The organism is Mesorhizobium sp. LjRoot246, from assembly GCF_964254115.1.
Taxonomy (GTDB): domain Bacteria; phylum Pseudomonadota; class Alphaproteobacteria; order Rhizobiales; family Rhizobiaceae; genus Mesorhizobium.
This window is the reverse complement of record NZ_CAXUSN020000001.1, coordinates 4598257-4622432: the sequence shown is the minus strand read 5'-3', so window position 1 is coordinate 4622432 and position 24176 is coordinate 4598257. Positions and strand designations below refer to the sequence as shown.

Genomic DNA, 24176 nt, shown 5'->3' with positions numbered 1-24176 from the left:
GTTTGTCTTTGAGTTTTGCTGAGAGATGACGCCCTGTCGTGGTGCGGAAACAAACTTTCGGCAAGTGGGGTTTATGCAACCAATTGCATTTGAATCGGTTTTAGGGCCATTGCCGTGGCGGTGACGCCGCTCAGTGCCCGCTTACGGAATTTTCAATGAATATTCAGACGAACCCTGCCCAAATCGAGAAGACAAGCGCAAGCTTCCCGGCCATCACCGAAGAGCCGATCCGATCCAATTACCTGCCCGAAGAGCGGCTTCGGCTGCTTGGCGAAAGCCTGGCAAATGGTGATCTCACCGATCTGTTCGGCCTGAGGCCCTTCGATTTTCAGGCTCGTGTCCGCGACAGCGCCAAGAAGATCTTGGAAGTCTACCGTTCGACCAATGCCGCGCAAGCGAGGGGCGAGACGATCACTCCGGCGGCACAATGGCTGCTCGACAACAATTATCTGGTCGAAGAGACCATTTTCCAGGTCAAGCGCGATCTGCCGCGCCGCTTCTATCGCCAGTTGCCGACCCTGAAACTGCCTGACAACGGCACGGTGCCGCGCGCGCTGGCGCTGGCCTGGACCTATGTGGCGCATTCGGACAGTTCCGTTTCGGCGACGATGTTCAAATCCATCGTCCAGGGCTTTCAATCGGTCGAGCCGCTGAAGATCGGCGAACTCTGGGCGCTGCCTTCGCTGTTGCGCTTCGTCCTGATCGAAAATCTCCGCCGGTTGGCGGTCAGGGTCAATCGCACCCGCCAGATGCGCCAGATCGCCAATGATGTGGCCGACAATGTCCTGGCGACCGACGACAGCGGCGACCGGCAGGCTATCCTGTCCAACTTCGGCGCCCACGCGCAGGACACCACCTTTGCCACTCAACTGCTCTACCGCCTGCGCGATGGTTCGCAAAATGCCGGCAAGGCCCTGGAATGGCTGGAAGGCGAGCTCGAAAAGACCGGCTCCGATGCCGAGGAAATCATCATTTCCGAACATCACACGCTGTCCAGCGGCAATGTGACGACGGGCAACATCATCCGCGGCCTGCGCCTCATCAACGACATCGACTGGACTGTGTGGTTCGAAGGCGTCAGCCGCATCGACACCGTGCTGCGCGAGCGCACCGATTTCGCCGCGCTCGACTTCTTCTCGCGCGACCAGTACCGGACCGCGATCGAGGAATTGGCGCGCCGTTCGAACCTTTCGGAACATCGCGTCGCCGAGAGGGCCATCGAGCTGGCCGGCCACGCCGCCAGCGATGGCGACGTCGTTTTAACCGGATCCGCCCACACCGATGTCGGCTTCTTTCTCGTCGGCCCACGCCGGCTGGAACTGGAGAAGGCGATCGGCTACCGGCCGACCATCAGCCAGACGGTCAAACGCGCCTTCCGCAAGACAGGATGGCTTGGCATCGTCGTACCGGTGTTTGCGCTGACGGCCCTGCTTCTCGTCCTCTCCGGTAACGCACTTGCCAATCTCGGCCTGTCGGTGCCCTCGATCATCCTGATGCTGGCGCTGTTTGCCGTGCCGGCCAGCGAAGGTGCGCTCGCCTTCTTCAACACCGTCGTGTCGCTGTTTCTGAAACCGACGCGCCTCGTCGGCTACGACTACAGGCACGGCGTGCCGCCCGAGGCGCGCACGCTGGTGGTGGTGCCGTCGCTGATCGGCTCGCGCGACGACGTCGAGGAAAACATCCGCAACATCGAGGTGCATCATCTCGCAAACACGGCCGATGAAATCCACTTCGCGCTGCTGTCGGACTGGCCCGACAGCAAGACCGAGATCGATGCGGCGGATACCGAAATCCTCGAATTCGCCCGCGCCGAGATCGCTCGTCTCAACGCCCGCTATCCCTCCGAAGGGGCGCCGCGCTTCTACCTCCTGCACCGTCGCCGGCTCTTCAACGCGGCTCAAGGGTCCTGGATGGGCTGGGAGCGTAAGCGCGGCAAGCTGCACGAGCTCGACCTTCTGCTGCGCGGCGACAGCGACACCACCTTCCTGCCGCTCGACGTGCCGCTGCCGGAGAACGTCGTCCATGTGATGACGCTCGATGCCGACACGCGCACCACCCGCGACGCGGTCGCGACCCTGGTCGGCAAGCTCTGCCACCCGCTCAATCGTCCGCATTTCGATGCCGCAAAGCGCGTCGTTACGGCCGGCTACGCGATCCTGCAGCCGCGCATCACCGCATCGCTGACCAGCGGCGACGACGCATCGTTTTTCCAGCGGGTCTTCTCGGCCAACCGTGGCCTAGACCCTTATGTCTTTGCCGTGTCCGACCTCTATCAGGACGTCTTCGGCGACGGGTCCTTCACCGGCAAGGGCCTCTATCACGTCGACGCCTTCGAGGCCGCGCTGCAGGGCCGCATCGAGGAAAACACCATCCTCAGCCACGATCTGCTGGAAGGCGCGCTGGCGCGCTCGGCGCTGGTCACCGACGTCGAACTGGTCGAGGACTATCCGACGCGCTACTCGGTCGACGCCTCGCGCCACCATCGCTGGGCACGCGGCGACTGGCAACTGCTTGGCTTCATGCTCGATCCGCGCTCCGGCGTGCCGGCGCTGTCGCGCTGGAAGATGATCGACAATCTGCGCCGTTCGCTGACGCCGATCTTCTGGGTGATGGCGGCGATCGCCGGCTGGACGCTGCTGCCCTTCACGCAGGCCGCGCAATGGCAGGCCCTGCTGATCCTCAGCCTGTTCATGGCGCCGACATTCGATATCGTCAACGCCATCCTGCCCAAGAGCGGCGACCAGACGCCGCGCGGCCATTTCTCGGCCCTGGCGCGCGACGTCGCCTTCGGCACTGCCATGGTGGCCATGAAGATCGTGCTGATGGCGCATAACGCCTGGATGATGGGCGATGCCATCGTCCGCACGCTTTACCGGTTGTTCGTCAGCCGCCAAAACCTTTTGGAATGGCGCACCGCCTCGCAGGCGCACAAGGCGGGCGACAATGATGTCGGATCGTATTACGGCATGATGTATGGCGCCGTGATCATCGGCTTTGTCGGCCTTGCCATTCCGGTGCTGGCCGATTCGACCGGCGCCTTCGTCGCCTTCTTCTTCGCACTGTTCTGGATTGGCTCGCCGGCCATCGCCAGCTGGATCAGCCGTTCGGCTGAAACCGAGGATCGGCTGCGCATATCGCAGGCCGACATCCATACGCTGCGCACCGTGGCGCGGCGCACATGGCACTATTTCGAAAGCTTCGTGACATCGGAGCATCACCATCTGCCGCCGGACAATTTCCAGGAAAGCCCGGCGCCGGTCGTCGCACCACGCACCTCGCCGACCAATATCGGCGTCTACCTGCTGTCCGTCGTCTCTGCCCGCGATTTCGGCTGGATCAGCCTGTCCGATGCCATCACCCGCATCGACGCCACGATGGCCACGATCGAGGGCATGCCGCGTGAGCGCGGTCATCTCTTCAACTGGTATGACACGACGACGCTGAAGCCGCTCTATCCGCTTTACATCTCGGCAGTCGACAGCGGCAATCTGGCCGGCCATCTGGTGGCGGTGGCGGCGGCCTGCGCCGAATGGGCGGAGGCGCCCTCCGTCCATCTCCAGGGCGATTTCGAAGGCATTCTCGACACCGTCACCATCCTCAGCGAAAGCCTTGATGATCTGCCCGATGACCGCCGCCAGTTGCGCCCCTTGCGCCAGCGCCTCGCCGACCGCCTCGACGGCATGCGGCGCGCGGTCGACACCATCAAGGCGCAGCCGGAAATGGCCTCGATCCGCACCATCAACCTCGCTGTCCTTGCCGGCGAGATCCGTAAACTTGCGACTGCGATCCACACCGAAGCGGTATCGGCCCAGAGCGACACCATCGTCGACTGGGCGGCAAGGCTGGAAGCCACTTGTGAGGCGCATGTGCATGACGCGCACAGCGACGACAATGCCGTCGAGGCACTGCGCGCCAAGCTGCTCACCTTGCGCGAGCGCACGCGCCGCTTCGCCTTCGAGATGGATTTCTCGTTCCTGATGCGGCCGGAGCGCAAGCTGCTGTCGATCGGCTACCGGGTCGAGGAACACCAGCTCGACGAAAGCTGTTACGACCTTCTCGCTTCCGAGGCGCGGCTGACCAGCCTGTTCGCCATCGCCAAGGGTGACTTGCCGACCGAGCACTGGTTCCGGCTTGGCCGGCCGATCGTCGAAATCGGCTTCAAGGGCGCGCTGATGTCCTGGTCCGGCTCGATGTTCGAGTACCTGATGCCGCCGTTGGTGATGAAGGAAGCGCAAGGCAGCATTCTCAACCAGACCAGCAAGCTGATCATCAAGCGCCAGATCCAGTATGGCCGCCAGAAGAACGTGCCATGGGGCATTTCGGAAGCGGCCTACAACGCCCGCGACCGTGAGCTGACCTACCAGTATACCAATTTCGGCGTCCCCGGTCTCGGCCTGAAGCGCGGCCTCGGCCAGAACACGGTGATCGCGCCTTACGCCACCGTGCTCGCGGCACAGTTCAATCCGCGCGAAGCCGTGCACAATCTCGCCCGGCTGCGGGAGATCGGCGCACTTGGCCGCCACGGCTACTACGACGCCGTCGACTTCACGCCGCAGCGCGTGCCGGAAGGCACGGATCATGTCGTCGTGCAGAACTACATGGCCCACCATTCGGGCATGTCGATCGTGGCGGTTGCCGATGCCATTTTCGAAGGCCGTATGCGCGACCGCTTCCACAGCGATCCGGTCATCGAATCGGCCGAACTTTTGCTGCAGGAGAGGGCGCCGCGCGACATCCCGACCGCGACCGTAAGGACCGAGGCCGACGAACGCGCCAAGGACGAGACCGAGATCGACAGCCCCGACACCCGCATCGTGCTCAACCCGCTGCAATCGCTGCGCTCGACCAGCGTCATGTCGAACGGCCGCTATTCGGTGATGGTCACCGCGACCGGCTCGGGCTACAGCCGCTGGGGTGATCTCTCCGTCACCCGCTGGCAGCCGGATCCGACCGAGGACCGGCTCGGATCCTACATCTTCCTGCGTGACGCCGACACCGGCGACTGGTGGTCGGCGACGGCTGAGCCAAAGCGTGCGGCAGACGAAAAGGCGCAGACCTTGTTCTCCGACGACAAGGCGAGCTTCGTCAAATCGGTGGGCACGTTGCGCTCCGAGGTCGAATGCATCGTCGTTTCGGAAGGCAATGGCGAGGGACGTCGGGTCACGCTCTACAATGACGGTCCGACCGACCGTCACATTGAAGTCACGTCCTTTGCCGAACTGGTGCTCGGCCTGGAAGCATCCGACAACGCGCATCCGGCCTTCTCGAAGATGTTCGTGGAAACCGAAATCGCATCGAACAACGCGGCGATCTTTGCCACGCGGCGCAAGCGCGAGACCAGCGAGCCGGATATCGCCATGGTGCATTTCGTCACCGATCCATCGGGATCGGCGCGTGATGCCGAAGCTGAGACCGACAGGCGCGCCTTTATCGGCCGTGGCCGCACCATCGTCGACGCGGCCGCCTTCGATCCGGGCGCCAGGCTCGGCGGCCATTCAGGCTTCACGCTCGATCCCGTGGCCTCGCTGCGCCGCCAGGTGCGCGTGCCGGCCAACAAGAAGATATCGCTGACCTTCTGGACTGTTGTCGGCGCCGGCCGTGCCGACCTGGACGAGGCCATCGCCCGCCTCGACCATCCGGAAAGCTTTGCCCGCCAGGCCATGCTCGCTTGGACGCGTAGCCAGGTGCAGACCCGCCATATGGGCCTCAGCCTGACCGATGCCGCCAATGTGCAGAAGCTGGCGCGCTACCTGATCTATCCGGATCCGTTCCTGCGTCTTCCCGCCGAATCCATTTCCTCGGGGCTGGGCAAGCAGTCGAGCCTGTGGCCGACAAGCATTTCCGGCGATTTCCCGATCTTCCTGGTCAGGATCGGCGACGTCGCCGATCTCGAAATCGTCGCCCAGGCGCTGCGTTTCCAGGAATACATGCGCACCCGCGGCATGATGATCGACTTCGTCGTCGTCAACGAGCAGGCGTCCTCCTATGTCCAGGACCTGCAGCGGGCGGTCGAGACACTGTGCGAAAACAGCCGCTTGCGCGGCAAGGAACTCGGACCTCGTCAACATATTTTCGCGGTGCGCCGCGACCTCATGGACGAGACCACCTACAAGACGCTGCTCGCCGTCGCTCGGGTGGTCCTGCACACGCGCAACGGCACCATCTTCGACCAGATCGAGCGCGCCGAGGCGGCGGCCCTGCAGGCGCGCGACGCTCTGGCAGCATTGCCGATCCTGCGTGAACCGCTGTCGCTGATGCCCACGACGCATGCATCTGCCTCGCAGGCGATGGCGAATGTCAGCGCCGATGGCAGCGGGCTCAGCCAGTGGAACGGGTTTGGCGGTTTCGACGGCGACGGGCGGCACTATGTGGTGCGCCTGGCCGGCCGGCGCACCACGCCGCAGCCCTGGATCAATGTCGTCTCCAACGCCTCGTTCGGCTTCCACACCTCCGCCGAGGGGGCTGCCTTCACCTGGAGCCGCAACAGCCGCGACTACCAGCTGACGCAATGGTCCAACGATCCGGTCTCGAACCGGCCGGGCGAGGGCCTCTACATCTACGATCAGGCCAGCGGCAAGGCGTTTTCGCCGCTCGCTGCCGTGGTGCGCGATCCCTCGATGACCTACGAGGCCTGGCATGGCCAGGGTTTCTCGACCTTCCGTTCGAACCGCGGGCCGTTGTCGATGGACCTTACCCATGTTGTCGATCCGGTCGATCCGGTGAAGATTTCGCGGCTGCGCATCCAGAATTCCGGCTCGGTGCCGGCGCGGCTGCGTGTCTATGCCTATGCCGAATGGGTGCTCGGCGGGCATCGATCGCGCACGGCGGCAACCATCGTCCCGTCCCGCGACGCCGGTACCGGGGCGCTGCTGGCGCAAAACCCCTACGGGCTCGATTTCGGTGAGCGTGTGGCCTTCCTTGCCGCCGATGGCGGCGTCCATTCGGTGACATCGGACCGCTCGGAGTTCCTCGGTCGGCATGGCTCCAGCGAGCTGCCGCAGGCGGTGCTGAGTGGTGCAGCACTATCGGGCCGTGTCGAGGCGGGCGACGATCCGTGCGCGGCGATCGCCCGCGACATCGAGATTCCGGCCGGCGGCGACGTGACGCTGCTCTGGCTGCTCGGCGACGCGGAATCGGCTGAAGAGGCCAGCGCCCTTGTCCAGAAGCATCGGGCCAAGGATTTCGACCAGCGGTTGGCCGACAATGAGCGCGCATGGCGTGGCTTCCTCGACACCATCCAGGTCGAGACGCCGGACAGGGCGCTCGACGCCATGGTCAATCACTGGCTACCCTATCAGAGCCTGGCCTGCCGCATCCGTGCCCGTTCCGCCTTCTATCAGGCTAGCGGCGCGTTCGGCTTCCGCGACCAGTTGCAGGATACGCTGGCGTTGCTGGCGCATGACCCGCAACTGGCGCGCGACCAGATACTCAACGCGGCACGGCGGCAGTTCCCCGAAGGCGACGTGCAGCACTGGTGGCTGCCGCGCACCGGGGCCGGCGTGCGCACGTTGATCTCCGACGACGTGGTCTGGCTGGCCCACGCCACGGCGCGCTATTTGCTGGTCACCGGCGATGCCACCATCCTGAAGGAGCAATTGCCCTTCGTCGATGGACAGGCGCTGGGCGAGGGCGAGTACGATGCCTTCTTCACCCCGGAAATCTCGAAGAAGACGGCGTCGCTCTACGATCATTGCGCGCGTGCGCTCGACCTGGCCATCAAGCGCAGCAGCCCCGCGGGCCTGCCGCTGATCCTTGGCGGCGACTGGAACGACGGCATGAACCGCGTCGGCGAGCACGGCAAGGGCGAGAGCGTCTGGCTTGGCTGGTTCCTTTTGAAGACGCTTGGCGACTTCGCTCCCGTCGCCAAGACCGAGGGCGATGCCAAGCGTGCACAGGCCTGGGCAAAACATGCCGATGTTCTGAAGCGGGCGCTTGAAAGCACGGCATGGGACGGCGAATGGTATCGGCGCGGCAGCTTCGACGACGGCAGCCCGTTGGGGTCTCGCAACTCGCAGGAGTGCAAGATCGACTCCATCGCCCAGTCCTGGAGCGTACTTTCGGGAGAGGGCGATCCGGCACGCTCGACGACGGCGATGGAGCAAGCGACGAAGCTGCTCGTCGACGACAAGCTCAAGATCGTCAAGCTGTTCACCCCGCCCTTCTCGAAGACCGAGAAGAACCCCGGCTACATCAAGAGCTATCCGCCTGGTGTGCGCGAGAATGGCGGCCAGTACACCCACGCCGCCACATGGTTTGTCATCGCACTCGCCGAGATGGGGCGCACCGATGAGGCCTATCGCTGTTTCACGATGCTGAACCCGGTCAACCATGCGACCGACGAGGCCTCGGCCGAGCACTATCGCGTCGAGCCCTATGTCGTGGCGGCCGATATCTATGCCGATGACGGCAATGCCAGCAACAGCAAGGGCGGTCGTGGCGGCTGGACCTGGTACACCGGCTCCGCCGGCTGGCTCTACAGGGCGGCGGTCGAGGGCATCCTGGGCATCGAACGGCGCGGCAAGCGTGTCCAGTTCAAACCGAAACTGCCCAGCCACTGGGATGGTTATTCGGCAAACCTCAAGATGCTGGGGGCGGAACTCAAGGTTCGCGTCATCCGCGACAATAAGGCCAAGGCGATGTCGCTGGAGCTGAATGGGGCAAAGAGCAAGGCTTCGGCGGTCGAACTGAAAGACGGCGAGGTGACCGACGTCGTCATCAGGATCCCGGCCTGATGCATGTTGCCCAAAAAGCGTGCTCTCGGGGCTAAACCCCGGGGCGCGGTTTTTGCACAATGACAGGATGACGGGCGCGCCATCCCGCCTGGCGTTGCTATCCGCCCGACGAAGGCGCATGCCGCTTAGAAGCCATGAAATCAAAGGCTTGAGGCGCTCCTTAGGAGTTGCGTCGAGCTGCGAGACGTGGCCGCCCATCGCCTGGAGCGGCGCAAGGCAGCTTTTGTTTCGCACTATACTGCGCAGAAGGCATTTGGGCCTTAGTCATCCGCCCGACATCGTTACTGATTAAAATTGTGGCAGCGCGCGCCAGCTGCCATGATTTCGCCGCATGCCTGACATTTTACCTTTCTTCTCAAACCGTTAGGTGATCACGGCAGATTTCGGAACGTCGCCATCTTTTGTTCGCGCTAAGGGAACTGAAGAGGTACACGGCCATTGTTTTGCGACGTATCAACCGGTACGAATAAAATGATGCAGTGCACAATAAACAGCATGGCGGAGTAACTGGGGTGACCCTTCTGCAAATCTACTGGCGAGCCCTCGGTTATCTGGCCGCGGACAGGAAACGCGTCGCGTTGATCTGTTCGGCCAACATAGCTCTCGCCATCGTAGCGCTTCTCGAGCCGATTATGTTCGGTCGCGTCATCGGCGCCATTTCCGAGCGCGGCTCTGTCTTCACCACGCTGGTCATGTGGGCCGGTCTCGGCGCCTTCAACATCGTTGCTTTCGTCATGGTGGCGCGCGGTGCTGACCGCTTTGCTCACAAGCGGCGCAGCGAAGTTCTGTGCCAGTCCTTCGAGCGCGTGATCACCATGCCGCTCGCCTGGCACCATCAGCACGGCACCTCCAATGCGTTGCACACGATGCTGCGCGCCGTCGAAACCCTGTTCAGCCTTTGGCTTGAATTCATGCGCCAGCATCTGTCCACGGCTGTCGCCCTTGTACTACTGGTCCCAACCGCGATCAGCATGGACCTGCGCATGTCGGCGGTGCTGCTTGGCCTAGGACTGCTCTATGTCGGCATCGGTCGGATGGTAATGCGCCGCACCAAGGCGGGCCAGGCCGCGGTCGAGCGCCACTACCACAAGGTGTTCGCGCATGTGACCGACTCGGTCAGCAACGTTGCGGTGCTGCAGAGCTACAATCGCCTCGGCCATGAGGCCGATACGCTGCGCCGCTACGTCAAGAACCTGCTCGACGCGCAGAACCCTGTGCTCGACTGGTGGGCGCTGGCCAATGCCTTGCACCGTCTGTCATCGGCAATCTCGATGCTGATCGTGTTGTCGATCGGCTCCTATCTCGTGACTCATGGTCAGTTGGGTGTCGGCGACGTCATCGCTTTCACCGGTTTTGCCACGATGTTGATCGCCAGGCTCGACCAGATGTCGGCTTTCGCCAACCAGATTTCCGAGGCCCGTGCCAAGCTTGAGGACTTCTATCACCTCGAGGACTCCGCGGCTGACGCCGCCGAGCCGGACGGCTTGCGCGATCTCGCCAACGTCACCGGTCATGTCCGCTTCGAGAATGTCGGCTTCGAATTCGCCAATTCGGGCCATGGCATCGACGACGTCTCCTTCGAGGTCCAGGCGGGCCAGACCGTCGCCATCGTCGGTCCGACGGGCGCCGGCAAGACCACGCTCATCAACCTGCTGCAGCGTGTCTTCTCGCCGTCGCATGGCCGTATCCTGATCGACGGCATCGACACCCGCACCGTGACCCGCAAGTCGGTGCGCCATTCGATCGCCACCGTGTTCCAGGATGCGGGCCTGCTCAACCGCTCGATCGAGGACAACATCCGTGTTGGCCGCGCCGATGCGACCAATGACGAGATCCATGCCGCCGCCAATGCTGCTGCCGCGCAGGACTTCATCCTGTCCAAGAGCAATGGCTACGACACGCTGGTTGGCGAACGCGGCGGCCAGTTGTCGGGTGGCGAGCGTCAGCGCATCGCCATTGCCCGCGCCGTGTTGAAGGACGCACCGATCCTGGTGCTCGACGAGGCGACCAGCGCGCTCGACGTCGAGACCGAGGACCGCGTCAAGGAAGCGATCGACGAGTTGCGCCGCGACCGCACCACCTTCATCATCGCCCACCGCTTGACCACCGTTCGCGACGCCGATCTGGTCGTGTTCATGGACAAGGGCAGGGTGGTCGAGATGGGCGGCTTCACCGAGCTGTCGCTGCGCAATGGCCGCTTTGCCAGCCTGCTGCGCGCCGGCGGCTTACTCAACGACGAGGAGGTCCGCCGCCTCAGCCGCACCGTGCTGCAGCAGCAGGAAGCGGCTGCCTAAGCTGGGCGTCTCTGCCTTCTCACCTTGTGGGGTCCGAAGGACGGGGCGAGACCCGCGGCTCGCCCCAGGGCGGTGGCCGAGCGAAGCTCGGTCGGATGAGAGGTGTTGCAGAAAACACCAACGCCTCATTCCTTCCGGCACCCCTCAGCCGTCTCGGCGCTACGCGCCGATCCACCTCTCCCGCGAGGGGAGAAGGAAAGCGCTGCCCAGCCCTGCGACACCACCGCTCGATTGCCCCAAACGCGTCGGCGGTTTATGTAGAGCCGCATGAGCGACACGACTTCACGCCTGACCGGCTGGATGGATCTTGCCAACCCGACGCGCTTCGTCGGGCTGGCCGACAGGGTCGTGCCTTGGCTGGCGTCCATTGCCGCGATTATCCTCGCCGTCGGGCTCTATATGAGCTTCGCCGCGCCCGAGGATTTCCAGCAAGGCATCACCGTCCGCATCATGTATATCCATGTGCCTTTCGCCTGGCTCGCCATGATGTGCTACACGCTGATGGCGGTTTCCGCACTCGGCACGCTGGTCTGGCGGCATCCGCTGGCCGATGTCGCGCTGAAATCGGCGGCACCCATTGGCGCTGTCTTCACCGCGCTGGCACTGATCACCGGTTCGATCTGGGGCAAGCCGATGTGGGGCACCTGGTGGGTCTGGGATGCGCGGCTGACCTCGGTCTTCATCCTGTTCCTGATGTATCTCGGCATCATCGCGCTGACCCGCGCGCTCGACGACGCAAGCCGCGCGGCCTGGGCCGCCGCCATCATCACGCTGGTCGGCTTCATCAACATCCCGATCATCAAATTCTCGGTCGACTGGTGGAACACGCTGCATCAGCCGGCCTCGGTGTTCCGCATGGGCGGCTCGACCATCGACCCAAGCCTGCTGTGGCCGCTGCTGGTGATGGCGCTCGGCTTTACCGTGCTGTTCTTCGCGCTGCACCTGATGGCGATGCGCACCGAAATCCGCCGCCGCCGCGTCATTGCCATGCGCAGGGTTGCGGCACGGCTGGCCGAACGGTCCGCCAACTGACGCGCGTCGAGATCCTTCGCGCCCCCCTCTGTCCTGCCGGACATCTCCCCCTCAAGGGGGGAGATCGGCTGTAATTTTGGCTTTCGCCAACGTCTATCCCTCAGCAGTGAGTGGGACGCTGAAGCTGCTAATCTCCCCACTTGAGGGGGAGATGGCCGGCAGGCCAGAGGGGGGCGCTGTCCCGCCGACGTCGCTGAAGATACTACGGCGTTTCGCTGGCTTAGATGATGACTCTTACCCCATCCTTCCGCGCGCCGCCACCGGCAGCGTTTCCAGCACTTTGTCGCCGTCGATCAGATTGACCTCGTTGAACAAATTGGTCACCACGCAGCAATGGTCGGGTACCACCCGCACCCGCTCGCCAATGCGCAGCTTGCCATCACCCGAAAGCGTGACGGTGCCGTGTTCCTCGCTCAGACCGGTCACCCGCGCACCAGGAACCCCGAGCATTTCGCCGAAATCGGCGAGCCCGAGCGTGTCGCTGGACAGCGCCTTGCTGCCGGCATCGAGGATGGCGCGCGTTGCCGTGGGGTGGCTGACCACCGTCGACAGCACTGTCAGCGCGCAATCGTCGAGCGTGCCGACGCCTTTCGCGACTTGATAGCGGTCGAGATAGATGTAGGTGCCGGGACGATACTCCGTGACCACCGATGCGTCGCTGGAACGCCACATGTCCGGCGTGCCGCCGCTGGAGATGCGCTCGCAGGCGAGCCCAGACGCGGCTAGTGCCTGCTTGGCCTCGGTGAGCCAGGCCTCGGCCTCCGCCGCGCGGCCGGCGGCCGGATAGGTCATCAGCCCGCCGAAGGCGAGGCCACCGGCGCTGTCGATCCGTCTTGCCAGCGCAACCGCTTCGCCGGCCGTTTGCACGCCGCAGCGGCCCATGCCGGTGTCGCATTCGACCAGCACCGGCAAACGATGGCCGGCATCGGTGAAGGTGGCGGCCAGTCCTTCCAGCGTCTCCATGCTGTCCGCGGTGACTGAAAGGGTGACACGGCGGTGCAACGCCAGTAGCCGCTCCAGCTTGGCGCGGCCGAGGATGTTGTAGGGGAGGAAAATATCGGCAAGGCCGGCATCGGCCATCACTTCGGCCTCGCCGATCTTTTGGCAAGTGATGCCGACCGCACCCGCCGCCACCTGCTTCTTCGCCCAGTAAGGCAATTTGTGCGTCTTGATGTGCGGCCTGAGCTTCAGCCCGTTTCTGTCGGCATGGGCCTGGGCGCGGGCAATGTTGGCTTCGGCGCGTGCGGCGTCGATCAGGATCGATGGCGTATCGAGGTCGTGGATGGTCGGCATCGTCTGTCACCCCATGGAAGTCCGCGGGGGTTATGACCCTGAAAGAGCATGATGTCACGCTGCCAGCGGAGCCTATCTGTGGTCCATGTGCTCGAGGCTGAAGGCCTGACAGGATCGACACCGGATCGGCGTTCCGCTATGCGATTTATCGAAAAAGCCGACATGAAGGGACCATGGTCATGAAACGCTCCGCCATCAACGACATCATCCGCGAAGCCGACGCTTTCATTCGCTCGTTCGGCTACATCATGCCGCCTTTCGCCTATTGGTCGCCCGAGGAGGCGAAGGCGCGCCAGGCCGACTCCGCGGCCGTGTTTTCCTCGCGGCTCGGCTGGGACATCACCGATTACGGCCAGGAGAAGTTCAAGGAGCTCGGCCTGTTCCTGTTCACCGTTCGCAACGGCCGCTACGAGGACATGAAGAAGGGCATGGGCATGCTCTATGCCGAGAAGATCATGATCTCGCGCAAGGACCAGCTGTCGCCCATGCACCGCCACAACATCAAGGCCGAGGACATCATCAACCGTGGCGGTGGCAAGCTGGTGCTGGAACTGTTCATGCATGACCGCGACGGCGGCATTGATCCCAAGGCCGAGGTCTCGGTGCCTGTCGACGGAACCATCCACAGGCTACCGGCTGGCGGGCTCCTGAAGCTCGACCCGGGCCAGAGCGTCACGCTTTTGCCCGGCGTCTGGCATGCCTTCTGGGCCGAGGGCAAGGATGTGCTGATCGGCGAGGTGTCGACCGTCAATGACGATCTCACCGACAACGTCTTCCGCGAGCCGATCGGACGGTTTTCCAACATCGACGAGGACGTCGCCCCGGTGCACCTGCTGGTGTCCGACTATGAGAAGTGGCTGGGCTGAGCGCCGATCGGCTGCGCCGGGCGGCCTCAACGACAGCAGCCTGGCGCTGACTGCACGCTTGTCCTGCACAGGCAGGACGAGCTGATCGGCACGTCTGCTCTGGCCATCGCCGTGGCAAGGCTTGCCTGCAATGCCGGCAATTCATCGGTCTCGCCACGCCGTTTCAGGCATTCCAACAGCCCGGGCAGCGCCCAACGAGTACTATGGCCGCTTTGCTTTTAGACACTACCGCCACCACTGGCTGGTCCTTTGGCCGGCGCTTCATTTTGCCAGCCGGCTAGCTCCGGCAAGTCGTCAAGCCAACTTTTCTCGGTCATCAAGACATCGCCGGCCTGCGGGTCGGCCTCGGTGGCGTTTTGAATGAGCCAGTCCATCCACTTCCGATAGGCAACCGGGTCCAACTGGGGCGGCAGCACCTTGGCCTTGGCCAGCATGCGTTTGCGGAAACTAACCTGCCTGCGGAGTTTGGTCGTCGTGAATTTGATGGCCTTGCCCTGGTATTCGACCGTCCAGCGCCCGTCGCCATGGCTGGTGAGCCTGTCGATGGCGAAGCCGACATCGACCGGCCTATCCCGCCAGGGAAGCTCGACGGCATTCTTCCTCACATCGAGTGCCCATCGCCTATAGTTGGCCCCGGCACGCTGGGGCGGCAGTACCCCGGCCTGTTCGAGTATCTTCCTGCGGAAGGTCGGCTGCTTCTTAAGCTGGCCTGTCGTCAACTCGATGCGATGCCCACGGAATTCGACGTGCCAGCGAATCCTCCCGTTGCCGAAATACTTCACCAGCCTGTCGATGACGAACTCGTCATCGGTAAGCATCACGCACCCCTGCTTGATGCTTTCGAGAATGTACTGGCTATCAGTGAGCATTACGTGGCCTCGTGCAGGAACCTTTCATGAAGCTTCGCTAAGGCGCACGCAACGACCGGGCAATCTCGCCTTCCATGATTCCGTCGCATAGACACCGATGACGCGTCATATCGCACACGCGCTCATCCTGACCAGCGGCTTAGGAGCAGCGGCCCGGCGTCGGGGGTATCGAGGGGACTGGCGCCGAGCCTAACCGGCTTGGGGGGGCAGTGCCGGCTGTCCGAATTATAAGCCATTTCATGCATTGCTGCTAATTTAATTAAAGGGCCATGTTCCGTTCCCCAGGAGCCAGATCGACGAGGCCAGGAATCCGGGAAGCCCGCATGAAGCATCTGCGCGGCGAGGAAGAAAGGCCGATGAGGCCGCGAGAGGAGCGGGCTTTCCGCGTTAACCGCGGTAAGGGAGAGCCGCGCCCTGAAACACTGCTGGTTGTTTTCGAGAAATGTCTGGCTGGGGAACCTGGATTCGAACCAGGACTAACGGAGTCAGAGTCCGTGGGTCTACCGTTAACCTATTCCCCAGCAGGCGCGGTCATGAACCGTGCGGGCCGAGCGGCCAAGCCGCTGTGAGCGCTGCCTTGTAGCCGCCAGCGGGAAATAGTCAAGCCTGCTCTGCGGTTCAATCGCCAGGTTTTGTCAGTCGGTCCAGGTGTTATCCTCCAGGCGTCGTCCGTCGGCGTCTCAGCTCTCGCTGCGGCTAAACTGCGAGCGCTCGAAGAACAACACGACGCCCAGGCCCAGAATCAGCGGGATGATCAGATAGAACAGCCGGAACACCAGCAGCGCGGCCAGCACGCCGACCGGGTCCATGTCGGACAGGCCGGCAAGGAACACCACTTCGAACACGCCGAGGCCGCCCGGGGCGTGCGAGATCTGCGCGATCGAGAAGGAGACGAGGAAGACGCCAAGCACGACGAAATAGCCGGGATTGTGGGTTCCCGGCAGGGCAAAGAAGATGATCGCGGCCGCCGCCAGCAACTCGATCGGGCCGATCAGCAATTGCCTGGCGACGATCGGCAGCGCCGGATAGTGCAGCTGAAAGCTGGCGATCTTCAGCGGGCGCAGATGCAGCCAGCTGCCGAAGACATAGGCGGCGACAAGGATCAGCATAGCGATGCCCGCCGCCTTCGACAGGCCATGGTGGGCGATGCCGGAAAACCGGTCGAGTATCTCGGGCTCGAAGACCAGCACGAGGCCGGAGGCGAAGATCGTCGACAGCACGAAGGTGATCCAGCAGATCGCCACCAGCACGCCGATATCCTGTCCGGTCAGGCCCTTTGTGCCGTAGGCGCGGTAGCGGATGACGGCGCCGGAAAACACCGAACCGCCGATGTTGTGCGACAGCGCATAGGTGGTGAAGGAGCACAGCGTGACGAACAGCCACGACACGCGCTTGCCGATGTGCAGGAGCGCGATGTGGTCGTAGCCGGCGAGCGAGGCATAGGCGATGACCGAACTCAGCGCCGCAAGGATCCAGCCGCGGGCAGGTATGGCTGATATGCCGTCCCAGACATCGTCGAGCGAAATGCCGCGCAATTCGTGCCACAGCAGCAGCAGCGAAAAAATCACCGCCGCGAGACCGACGACCGGCCAGAAATAGCGTCTCCAGTTCATTGCCTGACTGCCATGCGTTGCGGGTCCGCTTGCTTTTGTGTCGGTGATGCGAGGAGGCCGGTTATGCCCGGTTCTTCCGCTCATTTCAGAAATGCCTCATCGAAGCCGGCTATTCAACCGCGAAGGTTTTTCACAACGACAACCGCCAGGATTTGTCCGTGTTGCCAGCGGCTGAAAGGGCGCCAGCCGGCGTTGCGCTAGCAGCCGAGGCTTGCGGATACGTTACGCAATGCTTCCGGAATGATGGTTTGCAAGGCCCAGTCGGCAAAATTCGGCATGCGGCTCTTGGTGATCGGGCGCGGCACTGTTAGTCTGGCGGCAACTTAAAACACTGAAGCGCCTGCAGCGTCCATCATCGGTTCGCGCGGCGCCGGAAGGAACGACAGTGGAAGACCACGACACCGGCGCCGGCGCGCCGGAGGTGGGCGTGTCCAGCGCTTCCCAAGGGTCAATTGGCCCGGGAACCGCCAGCTGGCAGCAACGCCGCCCGACGGAGTCCCGCTCCGCGGACGGGCAGGCCGGCGACGCGCCCCAGAAGGGCAAGCCCAAGAAGCGGCGCAAGCGAAGGCGCGGGCGCAAGGTTTTCGCGCGCGACGAAGCGCGTCCCACGGAGAATCGATCGCCGGCGCCAGGCAAAACCGGTGCTCCGGCGGTAGAAGCGCACAGGCCGGCGGAATCGGTGGCTTCGTCCGCCGCTGCATTGGCACGGCCCGAGCAAGCCATCCGTCGGCCGCCGGTGCACGAGCTTCCCGTGTTTGCGGCACTTGATCTCGGCACCAACAATTGCCGGCTGCTGGTTGCCGTGCCGACACGGCATGGCCAATTCCGCGTCATCGATGCCTTTTCCCGCATCGTCCGGCTGGGCGAGGGGCTCACCGCCAATGGCCGGCTCGGCCAGCCGGCGATGGACCGCGCGGTCGAGGCGCTAAAAGTCTGCGGCGACAAACTGCGCAACCGCAAGATCCGAAAGGCCCGGCTGATCGCCACCGAGGCCTGCCGCACCGCCGAAAACGGCATCGAGTTCCTCGACCGCGTCGAGCGCGAGGCCGGCCTGAAGCTCGAGATCATCGACCGTCAGACCGAGGCGCGGCTCGCGGTGTCCGGCTGCGGCTCTCTGGTCGAGCGTGATACGCAAGGGGTCGTGCTGTTCGATATTGGCGGCGGCTCATCCGAAATCGCTCTGATCGATCTCGCCGGCCGCCGTTCGCCAAGGCTTGCCAATCATATCGTGTCGTGGACGTCGCTGCCGGTGGGCGTCGTCTCGCTGGCAGAGCGTTTCGGCGGCCGCACGGTGACGCGCGAGATCTTCGCCGCCATGGTCGACGACGTTGCCGGCCGGCTGGCCAGATTCGATGGGCGCGACCGGCTGAGCCACCTCAAGGCGAGCCCGAATTTCCATCTGCTGGGCACGTCCGGAACGGTGACGACTCTCGCCGGCGTTCACCTTGACCTCGAGCGCTATGATCGCCGCCGCGTCGACGGACTGTGGATGGACCGCGACAGTGTCGACCGCATGGTCGAACGGCTGGTCGGCTGGGATTTCCAGCAGCGCTGCGCCAATCCTTGCATCGGTGCCGATCGCGCCGACCTGGTGCTGGCCGGCTGCGCCATCCTCGAAGCAATCCGCGCCGTATGGCCGTCGGAGCGTCTGCGCGTCGCCGATCGTGGCCTGCGCGAGGGCATATTGAGCGAGCTGATGGCCGATGACGGCGTCTGGCGCAACGATGGGCGTGGTAGAGCGTGAGCTCGTGAACAGTCGACCCCCACTCCGTCGAGCTTCGCTCGACACCTCTCCCCCGATCGACGGGGGAGAGGAAGGGCGCGAGCTTATGCAGGCTGGCACCTTTCCTCTCCCTCCGGAGGGGGGAGAGGTGGCGCTGCGAAGCGGCGACGGAGTGGGGGAAGCCGTTCACGAAACGCGCGGTCGTCGAAAAACGGCCACAACTCGGCGAGCTAGAAAACTCAGACAAGAAATCACACAATGACCAAGAAACCGGAAAAACCAGGCTCCGCCAGCATTCGCGTTTTGAAGACGCGGATCAAGAAGAAGAGCGGCCTGAAGGAATCGTCGCGTCGCTGGCTGCAGCGCCACATTAACGATCCGTATGTCCAGCGCTCCAAGGCTGACGGCTACCGCTCGCGCGCGGCCTACAAGCTGATCGAGATCGACGACAAGCATCATCTTCTGAAGCCGGGCATGAAAGTGATCGATCTGGGCGCCGCCCCTGGCGGTTGGTGCCAGGTTGCCGCCGCGCGGACGAAATCGACGGCCGACAAGCCGCATGTCATCGGCATCGACTACCTGGAAATGGACGCCGTGCCCGGCGCCCCGGTTCTGTTGATGGATTTCCTCGACCCGGCAGCGCCGCAAAAGCTGGCCGAGGCGCTGGGCGGGGATCCCGATATCGTGCTGTCCGACATGGCGGCACCGACCACCGGCCACAAGCGGACCGACCACATCCGCACCATGCATCTGTGCGAGGTGGCGGCCGATTTCGCGCTGTCGGTGCTGAAGCCGGGCGGCCATTTCCTCGCCAAGACCTTCCAGGGCGGGGCTGAAAACGAGCTGCTCTCGATGCTCAAGAAGAACTTCCGCTCCGTCCATCACGTTAAGCCGCCGGCATCACGCGATGAATCGGTCGAGCTCTATTTGCTGGCAAAAGATTTCAAAGGGCGAGATCTTCCTTCTCCCCTTGTGGGAGAAGGTGTCGCCGAAGGCGACGGATGAGGGGTGTTCCAGGGAACACCAGCGTCTCACTCCGCTGGAACACCCCCATCCGTCTCGGCGCTGTCGCGCCGATCCACCTTCTCCCACAGGGGGAGAAGGCAAGAGGCAACTACTTCCCCGCCGTGCTCGCTTCCAACGTCTTGGGCGCCGTCAACCGACCATGTCCGGAGACGGCGTTGCCGGCATCGGGCGCCAGCCGCATGAACGACAGCGACGCGGCGGCGGAAATCGCCGCGACGACGAAAAACGCGGTGTGGAAATCCGCCAGCGTCAGCGACCTGTCGTTCAGGCTTGTGGACACTTCCAGGATGCCGCCGGCCACCGCCACGCCCAGCGCGATCGACAACTGCTGGAACACGGCCGCAATCGGCGTGGCCTTGCTGGTGTCTTCTGCCGAAACCTCGGCATAGGCGAGCGCATTGACGCCGGTAAAGAACATCGAGCGGATGAAGCCGCCGACCAGTAGCATGGCCAGTATCAAGAGATAGGGTGTGTCGGGTGTGAACAGGCCGTTGATGGCTATCGATACCGCGGCGACCAGCGAACCGACGACCAGCACGCGGCGGAAGCCGGCAATGCGGAAGATCAGCGCGGTGACGAATTTCATGCCGATGGCGCCGATCGCCGAAACGAAGGTGATCATGCCGGACTGGAATGGCGTCAGGCCAAAACCGATCTGGAACATCAGCGGCAGCAGGAACGGCACTGCGCCGATGCCGATGCGAAACAGCGATCCGCCGAGCACCGAAGAACGGAACACCTGGTTGCGGAACAGTTCGAGCGCCAGCAGCGGATTTTTGGCGCGCCGCGCATGCAGCAGATAGAGCGCCCCCGACACGAGGCCGACCGTTACGGTGATGACGCCGATTGTTGGCGGCAGATACGGCAGGCTGACCACCGACAGGCCGAACACCACACCGGATGCCGCCAGCCCGCTCAGCACGAAACCGATGAAATCGAGCGGTGGCGTCTCGATCGAATCGGTCCGTGGCAGGAAACGCGTCGCCAGCCAGATGCCGATCAGACCGATCGGCACATTGATCAGGAAGATCCAGTGCCAGGTGAAATAGGTGGTGATGAAGCCGCCGACAGGCGGTCCGACCAACGGCCCGACCAGTGCAGGCACGGTCAGCCAGGACATCGCCGCGACCAGTTCGCTCTTCGGTGTCGCCCGCACCAGCACCAGCCGCCCGACGGGCGTCATCATGGCGCCGCCAATGCCTTGCAGGAAGCGTGAGACCACGAAAGCCGGCAGCGAACCGGAGAGCGCGCAGGCGATCGAGCCGACGATGAAGACCGCGATCGCGGCACGAAAGATGTTCTTGGCGCCGAAACGGTCGGCCATCCAGCCGCTGATCGGAATGAAGATCGCCAGCGACACGAGATAGGCCGTTAATGCCAGCTTTAGCGCGATCGGGCTGGTGTGGATGTCGATGGCGATCGCCGGCAGCGATGTCGCGATGACGGTCGAATCCATGTTTTCCATGAAAAGGGCGACCGCCAGGATGAGCGGGATGGTGCGGTTCAAGGAACGCGTCCGACTTGATTCTTTATGATTGACCGGGAGGCAAGCCAATATGCAGGGCGGTTATCATGGGCTGGCCCTGATGTCGTGTTAATTTGCTGTCACTTTTGTGCGACTGCGGGGAGGCTGGCGGTTCGCTTGGCCTGCCGCAGTGCCTGAATCAGAACTGCTGAGACAGCCAAGGTCCTCTCGTTGCGTCTCCAGGCGCTGGCCAAACAGCGAAGAATAGCTTGCGAATGGTGATGTGCCGCGCTATTGTAGTGAATATAACTACCATATGGACTTTGTCATGGAAGAAGCCGTTTCCGCAGCCGATGCCAACCGCAGATTCTCTCTCATCCTGCGCGGTGTTCGCGAAGGACAAAGCTACGTCGTGACCAGTCACGGACGCCCGGTTGCGCGAATAGTGCCCGCCGATCGACAGCAGGGTGTGGCTTCCCGCTCGCGCTTGGCGTTGTTGTCGCGCCTCGAACGCCAGCCTGTTGTGAATGTCGGGCGCTGGACCCGTGATGAGCTCTACAAGGACGAGCGGTGAAGGTCGCGCTCGACACCAATATCCTTGCCTACGCGGAAGGGGTCAACGGTGCCGAGAAGCGCGATATCGTTCTCGAACTGCTGCGCAACCTGCCGCAAGAGGCTGCTGTTATTCCTGTTCAGGTCCTTGGTGAGCTGTATAACGTTCTCGTCCGCAAGGCCGGAAGACCGCCTGTGGAAGTCCGGGATGCCCTTCTGGGCTGGCGCGACGCGTTTCCAGTTGCCGGAACAACGCAAGACGTAATGATGATGGCGGCTGATCTGGCTACGGACCACCACTTCGGCATTTGGGACGCGGTCATTCTGTCCACTGCTTCGCAAACCGGCTGTCGGATGCTCCTTTCGGAAGACCTGCAAGACGGCTTCACATGGGGCGGAGTAACTGTCGTCAGCCCTTTCGCATCGCCGCGTCACGCATTGCTGAGTGCGCTCTTGGGGGAGTCTTCCGGATAGAACGCGAAACGCCGCGACGATCGGCTTTTCATCGGCGCCGGGACGTGGTACCAGCCAGCGCCAATCCTGAAAGGGAAGAAACGAGTCGGCGCTGTCCATTCCGGTCCAGCGCTTTTTTGTATTCCCCACCGCGTTTTATATTCAAGGGACTGGCCATGGCAAAAATCATCGAAACGTCCACCGGCGCATTGGCGCTGACCTTTGACGACGTGCTGCTGCAGCCCGGTCATTCCGAGGTCATGCCCGGCGAAACCGATGTCCGCACCCGCATTGCCGGCGACATCGACCTAAACGTGCCGATCCTCTCGGCGGCGATGGATACCGTCACCGAGGCGCGACTTGCCATCGCCATGGCACAGGCCGGCGGCATCGGCGTCATCCACCGCAATTTCTCGCCGGCCGAACAGGCCGAGCAGGTGCGGCAGGTCAAGAAATTCGAGTCCGGCATGGTGGTCAATCCTGTCACCATCGGCCCCGACGCGACGCTCGCCGATGCGCTCGGCCTGATGCGCAGCTATTCGATCTCGGGCATTCCGGTGGTCGAGAATGGTGGCACTGGCGGCCACAAGGTCGGACGGCTGATCGGCATCCTGACCAATCGCGACGTGCGCTTTGCGTCCGATCCGGCGCAGAAGGTCCATGAACTGATGACCCGTGACAACCTGATCACGGTCAAGGAGAACGTCGACCAGGACGAGGCCAAGCGGCTTCTGCATCAGCACAGGATCGAAAAGCTGGTCGTCGTCGACAGGCAGGGCAATTGCGTCGGATTGATCACCGTTAAGGACATCGAGAAATCGCAGCTCAACCCGCACGCCACCAAGGACGCCCAGGGTCGCTTGCGCGCCGCCGCCGCCACCAGCGTCGGCGATGACGGTTTCGAGCGCGCCGAACGCCTCATCGATGCCGGCGTCGACCTTCTGGTGATCGACACCGCGCATGGCCACTCGCAGCGCGTGCTTGACGCGGTGACTCGCGCCAAGAAACTCTCCAACTCGGTTCGTATCCTGGCCGGCAACGTCGCCACCGCCGCGGGCACGCAGGCGCTGATCGACGCCGGTGCCGATGCCGTCAAGGTCGGCATCGGTCCGGGGTCCATCTGCACCACCCGCATCGTTGCCGGCGTTGGCGTGCCGCAGCTTTCAGCGATCATGTCGGCGGTCGAGACGGCGCACAAATCCGGCGTCTCGGTGATCGCCGATGGCGGCATCAAATATTCCGGCGATCTCGCCAAGGCGCTCGCCGCCGGCGCCAGTGCGGCCATGATCGGCTCGCTGCTGGCCGGAACCGACGAAAGCCCCGGCGAGGTCTACCTGCACCAGGGCCGCTCCTTCAAGGCGTATCGCGGCATGGGCTCGGTCGGCGCCATGGCCCGCGGCTCCGCCGATCGCTACTTCCAGGCCGAGGTGCGCGACACGCTGAAACTGGTCCCTGAAGGCATCGAGGGACAGGTTCCCTACAAAGGACCTGTGTCTGGCGTGCTGCACCAGCTTGCGGGCGGCTTGAAAGCCGCTATGGGTTATGTTGGTGGCCGCGACCTTGCCGATTTCCGCGAGCGCGCCACCTTTGTGCGCATATCCAATGCCGGACTTCGTGAAAGCCACGCCCATGACGTCACGATTACCCGCGAAAGCCCGAATTATCCCGGCGGAGCCTGACCAATACGGGATCGGGCGGAACCTGACGGCGACGATCCTGCGGCTGTCGCGTCACGTGGCCGCGCTCTGTTTCCTGTCGGCGGCAGTATTCATCGCCATGACGGTGATGGAATTCTTGTACTTCCGCCGGTTGAGTGGCGGCTTGCCCTCACTCGACATGCGCGTTTTCGGCTTCACGCCCGACGAAGGCATGGCCTGGCTGACGGCGCTCGGCCGGCGTGGCGGCGAGATCATCCTGGTCTGGCACTATCTGACCTTCGATCTGTTGTTCCCGGCGCTGCTGTCGGTGACGCTTGTCAGCTTGATCCTGGCCGTCGGCCGGCGGTTGAAGGCTTTCCGCGTGCTGTCGGCGCAACTGCAGTCGATCTTCGCGCTGGTCCTAGTGCTGCCCTACACGCTTGCCCACTACGCCCAGAACATCGCGGTGGCGCGGCTCCTGTCCGATTTCCTGTCGGCGAACCCGGACTCGCTGTCTCTCGCCTCGGCGCTCACCGTCACCAAATTCGCGCTTTTCGCCGTCCCGGCGATCGTCATTGTCGCCTTCTGGCTGGCAGGCCAGAAACGCCAGGCTTGATGCCG

14 protein-coding genes and 1 tRNA gene are annotated in these 24176 nt (G+C 63.4%); 10 read left to right on the top strand and 5 right to left on the bottom strand.

Annotation, left to right across the window (positions count from 1 at the left end; all coding sequences use genetic code 11):
• Nucleotides 1-155: 155 nt before the first annotated feature.
• The 3 genes from ACSQ3L_RS22670 (at nt 156) to ACSQ3L_RS22660 (ending at nt 12058) form a co-directional block, all read left to right on the top strand.
• Nucleotides 156-8732, top strand: coding sequence for a GH36-type glycosyl hydrolase domain-containing protein (locus ACSQ3L_RS22670; protein ID WP_436161933.1), 8577 nt, complete (start codon nt 156-158; stop codon nt 8730-8732).
• Between the two features lie 512 nt (nt 8733-9244).
• Nucleotides 9245-11026, top strand: coding sequence for a glucan ABC transporter ATP-binding protein/ permease (locus ACSQ3L_RS22665; protein WP_436161932.1), 1782 nt, complete (start codon nt 9245-9247; stop codon nt 11024-11026).
• A gap of 267 nt (nt 11027-11293) precedes the next feature.
• Entirely contained in the window at nt 11294-12058 is a 765-nt protein-coding gene (locus ACSQ3L_RS22660) for a heme ABC transporter permease (RefSeq protein ID WP_436161931.1), read from the top strand.
• 234 nt (nt 12059-12292) lie between these two features.
• Here the strand turns inward: ACSQ3L_RS22660 and ACSQ3L_RS22655 are convergent, their stop codons facing one another.
• A complete protein-coding gene (locus ACSQ3L_RS22655) occupies nt 12293-13351 on the bottom strand; it encodes a D-TA family PLP-dependent enzyme (RefSeq protein ID WP_436161930.1) in 1059 nt (352 codons plus the stop codon).
• A 179-nt stretch (nt 13352-13530) separates the two neighbouring features.
• Between ACSQ3L_RS22655 and ACSQ3L_RS22650 the strand changes: the two genes are divergently transcribed.
• Nucleotides 13531-14217 (top strand): D-lyxose/D-mannose family sugar isomerase, encoded by a 687-nt coding sequence (locus ACSQ3L_RS22650; RefSeq protein ID WP_436161929.1) that lies wholly within the window; start codon nt 13531-13533, stop codon nt 14215-14217.
• Between the two features lie 218 nt (nt 14218-14435).
• On the opposite strand, the gene ACSQ3L_RS22645 is transcribed toward ACSQ3L_RS22650, so the two are convergent.
• The 3 genes from ACSQ3L_RS22645 to ACSQ3L_RS22635 all read right to left on the bottom strand — a co-directional run bounded on the left by ACSQ3L_RS22645 (nt 14436) and on the right by ACSQ3L_RS22635 (nt 16699).
• Nucleotides 14436-15086, bottom strand: coding sequence for a hypothetical protein (locus tag ACSQ3L_RS22645; RefSeq protein WP_436161928.1), 651 nt, complete (start codon nt 15084-15086; stop codon nt 14436-14438).
• 447 nt (nt 15087-15533) lie between these two features.
• A tRNA-Gln gene (locus ACSQ3L_RS22640) sits at nt 15534-15607 on the bottom strand.
• A gap of 159 nt (nt 15608-15766) precedes the next feature.
• Nucleotides 15767-16699 (bottom strand): lysylphosphatidylglycerol synthase domain-containing protein, encoded by a 933-nt coding sequence (locus tag ACSQ3L_RS22635; RefSeq protein WP_436161927.1) that lies wholly within the window; start codon nt 16697-16699, stop codon nt 15767-15769.
• Between the two features lie 304 nt (nt 16700-17003).
• Between ACSQ3L_RS22635 and ACSQ3L_RS22630 the strand changes: the two genes are divergently transcribed.
• Both ACSQ3L_RS22630 and ACSQ3L_RS22625 read left to right on the top strand, forming a co-directional pair.
• Nucleotides 17004-18443 (top strand): Ppx/GppA phosphatase family protein, encoded by a 1440-nt coding sequence (locus ACSQ3L_RS22630; protein ID WP_436163505.1) that lies wholly within the window; start codon nt 17004-17006, stop codon nt 18441-18443.
• A gap of 237 nt (nt 18444-18680) precedes the next feature.
• Nucleotides 18681-19427: an RlmE family RNA methyltransferase gene (locus tag ACSQ3L_RS22625; RefSeq protein WP_436161926.1), complete on the top strand. Its 747-nt coding sequence runs from the start codon at nt 18681-18683 to the stop codon at nt 19425-19427.
• Between the two features lie 109 nt (nt 19428-19536).
• Here the strand turns inward: ACSQ3L_RS22625 and ACSQ3L_RS22620 are convergent, their stop codons facing one another.
• Nucleotides 19537-20955 (bottom strand): MFS transporter, encoded by a 1419-nt coding sequence (locus tag ACSQ3L_RS22620; RefSeq protein ID WP_436161925.1) that lies wholly within the window; start codon nt 20953-20955, stop codon nt 19537-19539.
• Between the two features lie 286 nt (nt 20956-21241).
• On the opposite strand from ACSQ3L_RS22620, the gene ACSQ3L_RS22615 reads away from it, so the two are divergent.
• The 4 genes from ACSQ3L_RS22615 to ACSQ3L_RS22600 all read left to right on the top strand — a co-directional run bounded on the left by ACSQ3L_RS22615 (nt 21242) and on the right by ACSQ3L_RS22600 (nt 24171).
• Nucleotides 21242-21487 (top strand): type II toxin-antitoxin system Phd/YefM family antitoxin, encoded by a 246-nt coding sequence (locus tag ACSQ3L_RS22615; RefSeq protein ID WP_436161924.1) that lies wholly within the window; start codon nt 21242-21244, stop codon nt 21485-21487.
• Nucleotides 21484-21939 (top strand): PIN domain-containing protein, encoded by a 456-nt coding sequence (locus ACSQ3L_RS22610; protein ID WP_436161923.1) that lies wholly within the window; start codon nt 21484-21486, stop codon nt 21937-21939. Before ACSQ3L_RS22615 ends, ACSQ3L_RS22610 begins: the two co-directional genes overlap by 4 nt.
• A 155-nt stretch (nt 21940-22094) precedes the next feature.
• On the top strand, nt 22095-23597 hold the full coding sequence (gene guaB / locus ACSQ3L_RS22605; RefSeq protein ID WP_436161922.1) for an IMP dehydrogenase: 1503 nt from the start codon (nt 22095-22097) through the stop codon (nt 23595-23597).
• Complete coding sequence (locus ACSQ3L_RS22600) at nt 23548-24171, top strand: hypothetical protein (RefSeq protein ID WP_436161921.1); 624 nt, start codon at nt 23548-23550, stop codon at nt 24169-24171. Before guaB ends, ACSQ3L_RS22600 begins: the two co-directional genes overlap by 50 nt.
• The last annotated feature ends 5 nt before the right edge of the window (nt 24172-24176 follow it).